This is a genomic window from Streptomyces sp. NPDC059003 (assembly GCF_042740445.1).
GTDB lineage: Bacteria > Actinomycetota > Actinomycetes > Streptomycetales > Streptomycetaceae > Streptomyces.
Map to the genome: position 1 here is coordinate 1 of NZ_JBHYJH010000074.1, position 13,520 is coordinate 13,520.

Genomic DNA, 13,520 nt, shown 5'->3' on the forward strand with positions numbered 1-13,520 from the left:
GGGGCGCAGCCCCCTAGTTCGGGAAGGGGCGGGACTGGGGCGCCCCCGCGAGGGACGCGGCGCGCTGTCAGACCCGTGCGGCAAGATGCCCCCGTGACCCACCAAACCCGACGGCTCATGCTGCTCGACACGGCGTCCCTGTACTTCCGGGCCTACTTCGGCGTCCCCGAATCCGTACGGGCCCCCGACGGCACCCCGGTGAACGCGGTGAGAGGCCTCCTCGACTTCATCACCCGCCTCGTCCAGGACCACCGCCCCGACGACCTCGTCGCCTGCATGGACGCGGACTGGCGCCCGCACTGGCGCGTGGAGCTCATCCCGTCGTACAAGGCGCACCGCGTCGCCGAGGAGGCCCCCGAGGGCGCGGCCGTCCCGGACACGGAGGAGACGCCGGACACGCTCTCCCCGCAGGTCCCGGTCATCGAGGACGTCCTGGACGCCCTCGGCATCGCCCGCGTGGGCGTCCCGGCGTACGAGGCGGACGACGTGATCGGCACGTACGCCGCGCGGGCGGCGGGCCCGGTCGACATCATCACGGGCGACCGCGACCTGTACCAGCTGGTGGACGACGCCCGCGGCATCCGCGTCCTGTACCCCCTGAAGGGCGTGGGCACGCTCCAGGTGACCGACGAGACCTGGCTGCGCGAGAAGTACGGCGTGGACGGCCCCGGCTACGTCGACCTCGCCCTGCTGCGCGGCGACCCCAGCGACGGCCTGCCCGGCGTGCCCGGCATCGGCGAGAAGACCGCGGCCAAGCTGCTCGACGCCTTCGGCGACCTGGCCGGGATCATGGCGGCGGTCGACGACCCGAAGTCCAAGCTGACGCCCTCGCAGCGCAAGCGGCTCGACGAGTCCCGCGCGTACGTGGCGGTCGCGCCGAAGGTGGTCCGGGTCGCGAGCGACGTACCGCTGCCGGACGTCGACGTGGCGCTGCCGCGCGAGCCGCGCGACCCGGCCGCGCTCGACGACCTCGCGGCCCGCTGGGGCCTCGGCGGCTCACTGCAACGCCTGCTGACCGTCCTCCAGGACTGACGGACCACAAGATGTTAGGTTAGGTAAACCTAACAAGCAGTGGATCAGGGGAGGCACGTCATGGCAGAGCGGCCCGCACGCAGGAGTCCGAAGCCCCACGTCGCACAGGTCGTCCGCACGGAGTGGCTGACCCCGCACATGCGGCGCGTGATCGTCGGCGGCGACGGCCTCTCCGAGTTCTCGGCCGGGGAGTTCACCGACCACTACGTGAAGATCCTCTTCGCCCCGGAGGGGGTGACCTACCCGGAGCCCTTCGACATCCAGCGGATCCGCGAGGAGCTGCCCCGCGAGCAGTGGCCCGTCACGCGTACGTACACGGTGCGCTGGTGGGACCCCAAGGCCCGCGAGCTCGCCCTCGACTTCGTGATCCACGGCGACGAGGGCCTGGCCGGGCCGTGGGCGCTGCGCGCGGAGCCCGGCGACACGGTGCGGCTGCTCGGCCCCGGCGGCGCGTACACCCCGGACCCGGCCGCCGACTGGCATCTGATCGCCGGTGACGAGAGCGCGCTGCCCGCGATCGCCGCCGCGCTGGAGGCGCTGCCCGAGGGCGCCGAGGTACGCGCGTTCGTGGAGGTCGAGGGCCCCGAGGAGGAGCAGAAGATCCAGACGAGCGCGGAGGTCGTCTGGCTGCACCGCGCCGGCCGCCCCGTCGGCCAGGCCCTCGTCGAGGCCGTGCGCGCGCTCGACTTCCCCGCGGGCGAGCTGCAGGCGTTCGTGCACGGCGAGGCGGGCTTCGTGAAGGACCTGCGCCGCGTCCTGCGCATGGACCACCAGGTCCCGCGCGAGCGCCTTTCTGTCTCCGGCTACTGGCGCCTCGGTCACAACGAGGACGGCTGGCAGGCCTCAAAGCGCGAGTGGAACGCCCAGGTGGAGGCCGAACAGGAGACCGGCACGACCGCGGCCTGACCACCAAGGGACGCCCCACCACCCGGGGCGTCCCCGGACCCACACGGGACGCAGCCCCCTCAAAACACCGCTGGAACCCAACCCACACGTGGCATCGCTACGACGCAGCCCCACAGAGCATCCCCGGAACCCAACACTCACAGGACACCCCCTGGGCCCCAACCCCCACAAGGGCAACCCCGAGCCCCCCCCCGCGGCACCTCTCCCACACGGCCCCCGCAGCGCTTCGCTGCGGGCTGCGCCCTCGCAGGGCATCCCCGGGGCACGGCACCCGCGGGCACCAGCACGCGGCAGCGCTCACAGGAAATCCATGAGCCCAACCCCCGCAGGACAACCCCGGGTTCCAGCCACCACGAGGCGTCACGGCGGCCCAAGCCTCGCCGAGCCTCCCCGGCGCCCAGCCCACGCGCGCCATCCCTGCGAAGCAACCCACGGGGCACCGCCGAGCGCAGCCCCGCAGGACACCACTGGGCCCAACCCTCGCCGGACATCGTCGGAACCCAGCTCACACGAGGCATCCCTGCGGCCCAGCCCTCACAGAGCACCCCCGGAACCCAACCCTCACAGGGCACCCCCGAGACCAGCCCTCACCCGGCCCCACCCGGCCTCATGGCGGCGCAGCCCGGGCAGGGCCTCCCCCGGGACCAGCCCCCACGAGGCATCGCCCCGGCCCGAGCCTCGCCAAGCCTCCCCGGCCCCCAGCCCACGCCGGACCTCCCCGCCACTCAGCCCGCGCCGGGCACCCCCACTCACCCCGCACCGGGCACCCCGCTCACCCCACGCCCGACACCCCCACCCACCCCACAGCCGGCCGCCCCGCCCCTCAATCCCCCCGCACCCGCGCATGCAGATGCATGTCATGCCACCCGTCCTCATGCAGAACCGCGCTGCGCTTCGTGCCCTCCGGGGTGTAGCCCGCCTTCAGGGCCACGCGGCACGACGCCTCGTTCGCTGTGGAGTGGGTCAGTTCGAGGCGGTGCAGGCCTATCTCGTCCAGGGCCCAGGAGGTCAGGGCCGTCACGCCGCGGAAGGCGACGCCTCTGCCCCGGGCGCGCGGGGCCGTCCAGTACGCCATTTCCGCCTGGCCGTCGCCGAGGGCGATCATCCGCAGCGCGACCCGGCCGAGCGCCTCGTCGGATTCCGCGTCGGCGACGGCCCACTGCGCGGAGTTCTCCTCGTACCACTCCGCGCGCCAGGTCTCGATCCACCCGCGGGCCTCGGCCACGGACTCCGCCACGCGCGCGTGCCAGCGCTGCAGCAGCGGATCCTGGAACGACTCGTACACGACGGGCGCGTCCGCGGGCGCCCAGGGGCGCAGGATCAGGCCGCCGGACGCGGGCAGCCGAGGCTGGTCCCGCTCGGCGAACGTACCGGGCTTCACGACATCCGAGATCTTGTAGGGCATGCCCCCATCCTGCTCGGCGGCCCGGCCCGCTCCCAGCGAATTACGCTTGCCCGGTGAGACGCAAGCCCCGTATCCCGCCCGCTCCCCTGCCCCAGCGCGACGGCGTCGACCCCGTGCGGGTGCGACTGCCGCAGGACGGGGCGTGGGCGACCGTGCGGGACCATCTCGTGGAGCGGCTCGCCGCGGGGCCCGGCGTCATCGACGGAATGCTGGCGGCGGGGCGGATCGTGGGCGCGGACGGGGCGCCGGTCGCGCCGGACGCCCCGTACACGGCGGGCGCGTATGTCTGGTTCCACCGCGACCTGCCGGCCGAGCCCCGGGTGCCGTACCCCATCGCCGTCGTGTACCGCGACGAGCACATCGTCGTCGCCGACAAGCCGCACTTCCTCGCGACGATGCCACGCGGCGGCCACGTCACCGAGACCGCGCTCGCCCGCCTGCGCGTCGAGCTCGGCATCCCCACGCTCGGCGCCGCCCACCGCCTGGACCGGCTCACCGCGGGCCTGCTCCTGTTCACCGTGCGCCCCGAGGAGCGCGGCGCCTACCAGACGCTGTTCCGCGACCGGCGGGTGCACAAGGAGTACGAGGCCGTGGCCGCGTACGACCCCGGCCTCGCCCTGCCCCGCACCGTGCGCAGCCACATCGTGAAGGACCGTGGCGTCCTCGCCGCGTACGAGGTGGCGGGCGCCGAGCCGAACAGCGAGAGCGTCGTCGAACTCGTCGAGCACGACGGGCGCCGCGGCCGCTACCGCCTGCTGCCGCGCACCGGCCGCACCTACCAGCTCCGCGTCCACATGAACGCCCTCGGCGTGCCCCTCCTCGGCGACCCGCTCTACCCCGCGGTGCGCCCGCCCGTGGCGCCGGACGACTTCCGGCGCCCGCTCCAACTCCTCGCCAGGACCCTGGAGTTCACGGACCCGGTGACCGGCACCGCACACCGCTTCGTCAGCGGGCGCACCCTCGCCGCCTGGGCCTCGTACGAGGAGTGGGCCCGGTAGCGCCGCGCGGTCGCGGGCCTAGTAGCCGCGCCACCACTCCAGGAACCGCCGCCACGCGCCCTTGCGCCGCACGGGCGTCGCGTCGGGGGCGGGCCACGCGGCGGCCGGGGCGGCGGGAGCCGTCGGCTGCGGGACCGGCTCCGGCAGCGGCGACGACACCTCCCAGCCCTTGCGCGGCGCCGGCACGTGCGACATGGGCCGGGCCGTGACGTCCTGCGGCGGCCGCGCCCCGAAGGTCACGGGCAGCTCCACGAGGTGCCGCGACAGGATCGACGAGCGCCAGCGCAACTCGCTCTCGTCCACGGCGAGTTCCACGTCGGGCAGCCGCATCAGGAGCGCGTCCACGCCGGTGTCGGCGATGGCGCGGCCGATGTCCTGCCCCGGGCACTCGTGCGGCCCGCCGCTGAAGGCGAGGTGGGAGCGGTTGCCCTGCATGTTGGCGGACAGGTCGGGGCGCACCACGGGGTCGACGTTGCCCGGCTGGATGCCGAGGAGCAGGCCGTCGCCCGCCTTGATGTGCCGGCCGCCGAGCTGGGTGTCCTGCTTGGCGAAGTAGCCGACCATGGCGCTGAACGGCGGCTCGTCCCACAGCGACTGCTCCACCGCCTCCGGCACGGTCATCTGGCCGCCGCTCAGCTGCGCGCGGAAGCGCGGGTCGGTGAGCACCATGCGCAGGACGTTCGCGATGAGGTTCGCCGTCGCCTCGTACGCGGCGATGAGGACCAGACGCAGGTGCTGCGCCATCTCGTCGTCGGTGAGCTGCTGCGGCTGGGCGATGAGGGCGCTGGTGAAGTCCTCCTCGGGCTGGGCGCGGCGGCGCACCACGTGCCGGGTGAGGGCCTCCATCACGTACGCGTTGCTGGCGATGGCCGTCTCGGTGCCCTTGATCATGTCGCGGGCGGCCTGCACCATGCGCTCGCTGTAGTCCTCGGGCATGCCGAGCACGTGCAGCATCACCATCATCGGCAGGTGCTCGGCGAACTGGCCGACCAGGTCGGCCTTGCCGCTCTCGCAGATGCCGTTGAGGAGCTTGTTGCTGTAGCGGTTGATGTGGCGGCGGATGCCGCGGTGGTCGAGGCCCGCCATGGCGCCGGTGACCGCGCCGCGCAGCCGCTGGTGCTCGGCGCCCTCGGCGAAGCTGCACATCGGCTGCCAGGTGAACACCGGCGCGAGCGGGTGGTCGGGGCCCGCGGTGCCGTCCTTGACCGCGGACCACTGGCGGGAGTCGCGGGTGTACTGGGAGGGGGTGCGGACCATGTGCAGGTTCTCGCTGTGGCCGAGGACCGCCCAGACGCGTACGTCGTTGTGGATCAGGGCGGGCGCCACCGGGCCGTGCTCGGCGCGCAGCTTCTCGTACACGCCCGCGAGGTCCTCGTCGGCCTCGGGCCCGTAGAGACGGCGCAGGCCGCCGGGGCCGAGGCCGGAGGTCTGATGGGCGGGGCAGCCGGGCGGCGCGGCCTGGTCGGTGCCGGGTCGGGACTGGGAGGGAGTCGTCACGGTGGTCGCTCCGGGGGTTGCGGACGTTCCAGAGGTACGGGGTTTTCCAGAGGTACGGGGAGGTGCGGAGGTACGGGGATACGGCGCGTGGGGGGTGCGTGAGGGGGCGCCTAGGCCTTGGCCATGGCGAGGGCGTGCAGATAGCGCATGAGGGTCATCAGGGTGTCCCTGCTGGAGGCCCGGCGGCGCGCGTCGCAGTGCACTATCGGCACGTCCGGCTCCAGGTCGAGCGCCGTGCGCAGGGCCTCTATCGGGTGCCGCGGCGCGTCCGGGAAGTCGTTGACGGCGATGATGAACGGCACGCCCTTCTCCTCCAGGCGTCCGATCACGTCGAAGCTGACCTGGAGGCGCCGCGTGTCGATGAGGACGACAGCGCCGAGCGCCCCCTCGAACAGGCCGTTCCACAGGAACCAGAACCGCTCCTGCCCGGGAGTGCCGAACAGATAGAGGACCAGCTCCTCGGTGATGCTGATCCGCCCGAAGTCCATCGCGACGGTGGTGGCGGTCTTGGTCTCGGAGCCGTAGTTGTCGTCGACGCCGATCCCGGCCTGCGTCATGGTCTCCTCGGTGGTCAGCGGGCGGATCTCGCTGACGGAGCCCACCATCGTCGTCTTGCCGACCCCGAACCCGCCCACGATGACGACCTTGACGGCCGCGGCGGCCGTCGCGGGCAGGACATCCTGCTCGCGCGGCCCGGTGATCGCGCCGGAGGTGAGCGTGTCAGAGCTTTTGAAGTCCATGCATCACCGCTTCGAGAAGGGAACGGTCGGGGAGCGCGGAGCGCACGATCGGAGCGCGCGCCTGCACTAAGTCCGCCGCGAGCAGCTCCGTCAGGAGCACGGTCACCACGCTGAACGGCAGCGCCAGATAGGCCGAGAGCTCCGCGACGGACAGCGGTGTGCGGCACAGCCGCAGCACGGCCGACTGCTCCGGCTGTGCCGTCGGGGACGGAGCGCCCCTGGCGACGATCAGCGTGACCAGGTCGAGCGGTGCCCGTTCGGAGTCCTCTCCGGTGAGGATGTAGAGCCGCGCGGGATTCGTCGTGTCCACCGAGGCCGTCGGGGTGTCGGCGTTCGCCGGTTTCCCGGGGGCCTCGGGGCTGCGGCGCTCGCGCCGGACGGGCAGGTCGACCTGGAAGCGGGGGTCGGAAGGATCGTGGGAGGAGGGGTCTTGCGGATGAGTCATACGGCCTGCCCGTCTCGCCGGGGCGGGCTCGTCAGATGGGCGCCGATGCGGACGACGAGGTCGCGCATGCGGTTGCCGATGAGGCCCGCGTCGACGGTCTCCTCGGCGAGGACGGCCAGATAGGCACCGGCTCCGGCGGCCATCATGTAGAAGTAGCCGCTGTCGACCTCGATGATGACCATGCGCATGTTGCCGTCGCTCTCGGGGATCTCGGTGGCGACCGCGGCGGCCAGGCTCTGCAGTCCCGCGCAGGCGGCGGCGAGGCGGTCGGCGGCGTCGGGGTCGCCGCCGTGCCGGGCGATGCGCAGGCCGTCGGCGGAGAGGACCACGATCTGCCGGGTCCCGTGCACGCCGTCGGCGAGTTCCTTGAGCATCCAGTCGAAGTTGGCGCGCTGCTGGATCACTTCCAGCCTCCCTCGTCGGCGTGGTCGGTGCTGCCGTGGTCGTTCTCGGTGCGGACCTGCTGGGGGGCCGCCGGGTCGTTCGCGTGGTCGCCCGTGCCCGGGTCCTCGCCGTTCACGCCCTTCATGAAGGCCTCGATCCACAGACCGGGCTCTTTCTCCTCGTGCTTGCGCACCGGTGGCGGCGGCGGTGGCGGGGCGGACTGCATGGCCGCCTCGGCGCGCCGCTGCGCCTCGGCCTCCTGTGCGTAGCGCTCGCTGAGCGGCATCTTGACGCGGCTCCTGCGCTGCGGGAGGCCGTTGGCCGTCCACTCGGTGACTTCGGGGATCTCGTCCTCCATCGACGCGGAGAGCGGCATGGAGGGGCGCGGCACCGTGGTGACCTTGCGCGGCTTCTTGCGCCGGATGTCGCGGGCCTCCTCGATGATCGTGCCGTCGGCGTTGACGCGCGGCACGGCGGAGGCGCCGATGCCGTGGGCGAGGCCGGGCGCGGAGTCGGCGGTGAGCATGTCGCGCGGCACGATCAGGACGGCGCGGACACCGCCGTACGCGGACTGCCGCAGCGACACCTGGAGGTTGTACATCTGCGAGAGCCGTCCGACGACGGCCATGCCGAGCCGCGGGGTCTCGCCGAGGTCGTTGAGGTCCATGCCCTCCTTGGCCCGCTCCAGCATCAGCTCGGCGCGGGCGCGGGCCTCCTCGCTGAGGCTGACGCCGCCGTCCTCGATCTCGACGGCGATGCCCGTCTGCACCTCGACCGCGGTGACGTGCACGCGGGTCTGGGGCGGCGAGTAGCGCGTCGCGTTGTCGAGGAGCTCGGCGCAGGCGTGGATGAGCGGCTCGACCTTGGTGCCGTGGATGGCGACCTTGGCGATGGAGTGCAGATCGACGCGCTGGTACTCCAGGATCCGGGACATGGCGCCGCGCAGCACGCTGAACAGCGGTACGGGCTTGGGCCACTGGCGACCGGGGCGGGCGCCGCCGAGGACCGTGATCGAGTCGGCGAGGCGGCCGATCAGGGCCGTGCCGTGGTCGATGCGGAGCAGGTCGTCGAAGACCTCGGGGTTGCGGCCGTGGAACTCCTCCATGTCGCGGAGTTCCGCGGCCTGCTGGTGGACGATGGACTGCACGCGCCGGGCGATGTTGACGAAGGCGCGCTGGGCGTTCTCCCGCATCGCCTCCTCGCGGTCCAGGGTGTCCAGGACGGAGCGCAGCAGCTCGCGCTGGGACCGCGGCAGGCCGCGGTGGGCCTCGTCGCCGTCGATGACGTGCCGGATGGCCTCTGCAGGGGCCTCGCCCTGCCGGACCCGCTGGAGGGTCGCGGGCAGCAGCTGGCGGCCGAGGCGCACGGTGTCCTCGTCGAGGGCCGCGACGCGCCGCTCCAGGTGGGCGACCCGCTCCGCGTGGCCGCGGCGCAGGTCCCGGATGGCGCGGCCGCGGCGCGCGGCCTCGCCGCCGACGGCGATCACCACGAGGGTGGCGACGGCACCGCACAGGGCCACCGCGTTCCGGGCCGGGTCCGCCACGACGGCGACGGCGGCTCCGGTGGCGGCCGCCATGACGATGGCGGGCAGCAACAGCACGCGTGCGTAAGGGACTTCTCGGCCACCGGGAGGCGTTTGAACACTCACCATGTATGCCCTCTGAACACTCGTCTTGGGGGAGAAGGTTGGGGGAGCTGGGGGGGCTGTGGGGCTGTGGGGCTGTGGGGATCTGCGGGTCTCGAGGGGGAAGTCGAGAGGGACGTCGGGGAAGGGGGGGTGGAAAGGGGTGGGGAAGGAAGGTGGAGGGAAGGCTCTCCCTGCGTACGCGCAAAACGAACTATCGAAAGATTCCGAACAAGCGACGAACAAGCGCGCGAATCTGACGCAACTCGTTCAACTCGCCACGCTCCGGGCGAGCTTAGTCCGCTCGGATCACGCTGGAGTCATATTCGGCAACCCTCTGCGAGCGCCCGCCGAGGCGCCTACACTCAGCCCTATTTGCACGCATCGCGAGCGTTCGAACGCATGGAGTGAGCACTTCGAACAGTGCCGCTCACGGGCCCCGGAGCCGCTTGCACCCCGCTCGTCAGCGCCTCCGCTCCCCCAGGGCGCCCCGCACGCCCGCCCGAGCACCCCGCTCCCGGACACCCGCTGTACGAAACCGGTGTCAACGCCCCGCGCACGGAAGGAGCACCGGATCGGTACGCGTGTGGCCCCCGCCGAGTCACCCGGCGGGGGCCACACCAAATCGCCTTCGGGGCACGCGGCGCCCGCGCGCGTCAGCCGACGGAGCTGTACGCCACCACCCCGCGCAGCAGTTGGTCCACCGCCTTGCGGGCGTTCTTCCCGACCGTGCTGCCCTCGCGTGGCGCGGCCGCGGAGATCTGCCCGAGCACGTCGATGACCTGCTTGCACCAGCGCACGAAGTCACCGGCGGGCATCTCCGCCTCGCGAAGCACCTCGTCGAGGCCCTTCTCGCTGGCCCACATGTACGCGGCCCAGGCGAAGCCGAGGTCGGGCTCGCGCTGCCCGACGCCCTCGGTCTGGTTGATCCGGAACTCCTCCTCCAGGGCGTCGAGGCGACCCCAGATGCGGACCATCTCGCCGAGCGCCGCCTTGGCCTTGCCGGAGGGCAGCTTCGGCGCGAGCGCGTCGTCGCCGACCCGCGCCTCGTACACCAACGCCGAGACGCACGCGGCCAGTTCGGCAGGGGCGAGGCCCTCCCAGACGCCCGCGCGCAGGCACTCGCTGGCGAGCAGGTCCAGCTCCCCGTACAGCCGGGCGAGGCGCTTGCCGTGCTCGGTGACCTCGTCGCCGCGCAGATAGTCGAGCTCGGTGAGGAGGGCGACGATGCGGTCGAAGGTGCGCGCGATGGTGTTCGTGCGGCCTTCGATGCGGCGCTCCAGCTGCTTGGTGTCGCGCAGCAGGCGGTGGTAGCGCTCGGCCCAGCGGGCGTGGTCCTCGCGCTCGTCGCAGCCGTGGCACGGGTGGGCGCGCAGCTCGGTGCGGAGCCGGGCGATCTCGCGGTCGTCGGCGGCGGCCGAACGGCCCTTGCGGTGGCGCTCGGGCACGATGTGCCCGGCCTTGGTGCGCAGCGCGGAGGCCAGGTCGCGGCGCGACTGCGGCGAGCGCGCGTTGAACGACTTGGGGATGCGCATGCGCTCCACGGGCTCGACCGGCACCGGGAAGTCCATCGCTGCGAGCCGCTTGACCTGCCGCTCGGCGGTGAGCACCAGTGGGCGCGGCCCGTCCTGGTGGTCGAAGCCGCGATGGCCGTTGGCCCGCCCGGCGGGCAGGCCCGGGTCGAGGACGAGCGCGAGGCCCGCGTACTTGCCCGTCGGCACGTGGATCACGTCGCCCGGCTTGAGCTTCTCCAGGGCGGCCGCGGCGGCCGCCCTGCGCTGCACGGCGCCCTGCTTGGCGAGCTCGGTCTCGCGGTCCTTGAGCTCGCGGCGAAGGCGCGCGTACTCCTCGAAGTCGCCCAGGTGGCAGGTCATGGAGGCCTTGTAGCCGTCGAGGCCCTCCTCGTTCTTCTGCACCTGCCGGGAGATGCCGACGACCGACTTGTCGGCCTGGAACTGCGCGAAGGACGTCTCGAGGAGCTCGCGCGAGCGGTGCCTGCCGAACTGCTCGACCAGGTTCACCGCCATGTTGTACGACGGCTTGAAGCTGGAGCGCAGCGGGTATGTGCGCGTGCCGGCGAGGCCCGCCAGGTGCTCGGGGCTCATGGCGCGCTGCCAGAGGACCACCGCGTGGCCCTCGACGTCGATGCCGCGGCGGCCGGCGCGGCCGGTCAGCTGGGTGTACTCGCCCGGTGTGATGTCGGCGTGCTGCTCGCCGTTCCACTTCACGAGCTTTTCGAGGACCACGCTGCGGGCGGGCATGTTGATGCCGAGCGCGAGCGTCTCGGTGGCGAACACCGCCTTGACCAGACCGCGGACGAACAGCTCCTCCACGACCTCCTTGAAGGTGGGCAGCATGCCCGCGTGGTGGGCGGCGATGCCGCGCTCCAGGCCTTCCAGCCATTCGTAGTACCCGAGGACGTGCAGGTCCTCGTTCGGGATGGAGGCCGTGCGCTCCTCGACGAGCTCGCGCACCTGGAGGCGCGCGCCGTCGTCGTTGAGCCTCAGGCCCGCGTACAGGCACTGCTGGACGGCGGCCTCGCAGCCCGCGCGGCTGAAGATGAACGTGATGGCGGGCAGGAGGCCCTCGGCGTCGAGGCGCTCGATGACTTCGGGGCGGCCGGGCGTCCAGATCCGCGACCGCGATCTGCGCTCCCGCTCGCGGTCGGCCTCGCGGACCATCTTGCCCTTGCGGCGGTCCCGCGGGTTGTACGAGCGGCTGGCCTCCATGCGGGCCATGCGGGTCAGGTCCGGGTTGACCGTCTTCTTGCGGCCCTCGCCCTCCTCGAAGAGGTCGTACATGCGGCGGCCCGCGAGGACGTGCTGGAACAGCGGCACGGGCCGGTGCTCGGACACGATCACTTCGGTGTCGCCGCGGACCGTGTCGAGCCAGTCGCCGAACTCCTCGGCGTTCGACACGGTGGCCGACAGGGAGACGAGCGTGACCGACTCCGGGAGGTGGATGATCACCTCTTCCCAGACGGCGCCGCGGAAGCGGTCGGAGAGGTAGTGCACCTCGTCCATCACCACGTACCCGAGGCCGAGGAGCGACTGGGAGCCCGCATACAGCATGTTCCGCAGGACTTCGGTGGTCATCACGACCACCGGCGCCTCCGAGTTGACGCTGTTGTCACCGGTGAGCAGGCCGACGCGGTCCGCGCCGTACCGCTTGGCGAGGTCGGCGTACTTCTGGTTGGAGAGCGCCTTGATGGGCGTGGTGTAGAAACACTTCTTGCCCTGCTGGAGCGCGAGGTGCACGGCGAACTCGCCGACGATCGTCTTGCCGGAGCCCGTGGGAGCGGCCACGAGCACGCCCTTGCCGGCCTCAAGGGCCTGGCACGCCTCGATCTGGAAAGGGTCGAGGCCGAATTCGTACATCTCGCGGAAGGACGCGAGCGCGGTGGCCTGCTCGGCAGCGCGCCGCCGCGCTGCCGCATACCGCTCGGCCGGTGAGAGGTCCTCTGTCATCGTGCTTTCGAGCCTACCGGCCACCACTGACATCGGACGATCAATATCCGGACCTGCGCATATGCCCGCTGGTCAGGACCGGGGCGCGGACCTCAGGGCCCGAGCACCCGCACGGCCCCGCGCACGCACCGCGCGGTCAGCGGCAGCGGCCCGAGCCGCTCCCCGTCCGCGTACCCGGTGACGCCCGCCGCCGCGAGCTCGACCTTCGCGGCCCGGTGCACGGTGACCTTCGGGTGGCCGAGGTGCGTGCCCTTGTAGACGCGGGGGAAGACCGTCAGGAGCGTGGTGCGGCTGCACGCGCCGACCACCGTGATGTCGAAGAGGCCGTCGCTCATGTCGGCCCCGGCGCAGATCTTCATGCCACCGCCGTACGACGAGCCGTTGCCGACCGCGACCAGGGTCGCCTCGACCTCCCGCACGTCGCCGTCGTCGAGCGTGAGCCGGTACGGGATGGGTGCGAGGGCGGCGAGTTCGGCGACCATCGCCAGGTCGTACTTGAAGCGTCCGGTGGGCCAGCGCATGCGGTTGCCGCGGTCGTTGACCCGGGAGTCGAACCCGGAGGCGAGCACGGACCCGAACCAGGTGCCGCCGACCTGCCCGAGGTCGACGTCCCGCAGCCGCGCGCCCTTCAGCGCGTCGGCGACGAGAGCGCCCGCGGCGGCCGGGTCCCGCACGGGCAGGCCGAGCGCGCGGGCGAAGTCGTTGCCGGTGCCCACGGCGATCACCCCGAGCGGGGTGCGCGTCCCCGCGACGGCCTGCAGGGCGAGGCTCGCCATGCCGTCCCCGCCGACGGCTATCAGGGCCCCGGTGCCGCCGTCGACGGCGGCACGCGCCCGGCGCAGCGCGTCGTCGGCGTCCTCCCCGATGACGGTGCGCACGGAGAAGCCGGCCGCGCGCAGGGCCGCGGCGGCCGGCTGGGTCGCGTGGGCGCCCCGGCCGCGCCCCGCGGTGGGGTTGACGAAGAGAGTGATCTCGCTGGTCACGGGGCGGACCTTACAAGGCGTCGGCCCGCATGGGTACGG

General features: G+C 72.7%; 11 protein-coding genes. 3 read left to right on the forward strand and 8 right to left on the reverse strand.

All coding sequences use genetic code 11. The features are described from left to right. Positions 1-117: 117 nt before the first annotated feature. Together ACFWZ5_RS24465 and ACFWZ5_RS24470 are read left to right on the forward strand one after the other, a co-directional pair. Positions 118-1,032, forward strand: coding sequence for a 5'-3' exonuclease H3TH domain-containing protein (locus tag ACFWZ5_RS24465; RefSeq protein ID WP_384792848.1), 915 nt, complete (start codon positions 118-120; stop codon positions 1,030-1,032). 60 nt (positions 1,033-1,092) lie between these two features. Further along, entirely contained in the window at positions 1,093-1,938 is an 846-nt protein-coding gene (locus ACFWZ5_RS24470) for a siderophore-interacting protein (protein ID WP_384792842.1), read from the forward strand. Between the two features lie 823 nt (positions 1,939-2,761). On the opposite strand, the gene ACFWZ5_RS24475 is transcribed toward ACFWZ5_RS24470, so the two are convergent. Beyond that, positions 2,762-3,343, reverse strand: coding sequence for a GNAT family N-acetyltransferase (locus ACFWZ5_RS24475; RefSeq protein ID WP_384792839.1), 582 nt, complete (start codon positions 3,341-3,343; stop codon positions 2,762-2,764). 53 nt (positions 3,344-3,396) lie between these two features. On the opposite strand from ACFWZ5_RS24475, the gene ACFWZ5_RS24480 reads away from it, so the two are divergent. Then, entirely contained in the window at positions 3,397-4,341 is a 945-nt protein-coding gene (locus ACFWZ5_RS24480; protein WP_384792836.1) for an RluA family pseudouridine synthase, read from the forward strand. Positions 4,342-4,359: 18 nt separating this feature from the next. Here the strand turns inward: ACFWZ5_RS24480 and ACFWZ5_RS24485 are convergent, their stop codons facing one another. From ACFWZ5_RS24485 to ACFWZ5_RS24515, 7 genes are all read right to left on the reverse strand, one after another. Next, positions 4,360-5,838: a cytochrome P450 gene (locus ACFWZ5_RS24485; RefSeq protein WP_384792833.1), complete on the reverse strand. Its 1,479-nt coding sequence runs from the start codon at positions 5,836-5,838 to the stop codon at positions 4,360-4,362. 110 nt (positions 5,839-5,948) lie between these two features. Continuing rightward, the gene (locus tag ACFWZ5_RS24490; RefSeq protein ID WP_384792830.1) at positions 5,949-6,578 is read right to left on the reverse strand and encodes an ATP/GTP-binding protein; all 630 of its coding nucleotides are present in this window, start codon (positions 6,576-6,578) and stop codon (positions 5,949-5,951) included. Continuing rightward, positions 6,559-7,023, reverse strand: a complete 465-nt coding sequence (locus ACFWZ5_RS24495; RefSeq protein ID WP_384792827.1) for a DUF742 domain-containing protein — start codon at positions 7,021-7,023, stop codon at positions 6,559-6,561. The genes ACFWZ5_RS24490 and ACFWZ5_RS24495 overlap by 20 nt, the downstream gene beginning before the upstream one ends. Next, positions 7,020-7,427 (reverse strand): roadblock/LC7 domain-containing protein, encoded by a 408-nt coding sequence (locus tag ACFWZ5_RS24500; RefSeq protein WP_384792824.1) that lies wholly within the window; start codon positions 7,425-7,427, stop codon positions 7,020-7,022. Before ACFWZ5_RS24500 ends, ACFWZ5_RS24495 begins: the two co-directional genes overlap by 4 nt. Continuing rightward, positions 7,424-9,058: an ATP-binding protein gene (locus ACFWZ5_RS24505; protein WP_384792821.1), complete on the reverse strand. Its 1,635-nt coding sequence runs from the start codon at positions 9,056-9,058 to the stop codon at positions 7,424-7,426. Before ACFWZ5_RS24505 ends, ACFWZ5_RS24500 begins: the two co-directional genes overlap by 4 nt. A 629-nt stretch (positions 9,059-9,687) precedes the next feature. Continuing rightward, the gene (locus tag ACFWZ5_RS24510; RefSeq protein ID WP_384792817.1) at positions 9,688-12,531 is read right to left on the reverse strand and encodes a DEAD/DEAH box helicase; all 2,844 of its coding nucleotides are present in this window, start codon (positions 12,529-12,531) and stop codon (positions 9,688-9,690) included. 59 nt (positions 12,532-12,590) lie between these two features. After that, positions 12,591-13,481, reverse strand: coding sequence for a diacylglycerol kinase (locus ACFWZ5_RS24515; RefSeq protein ID WP_384792814.1), 891 nt, complete (start codon positions 13,479-13,481; stop codon positions 12,591-12,593). Between the last annotated feature and the right edge of the window lie 39 nt (positions 13,482-13,520).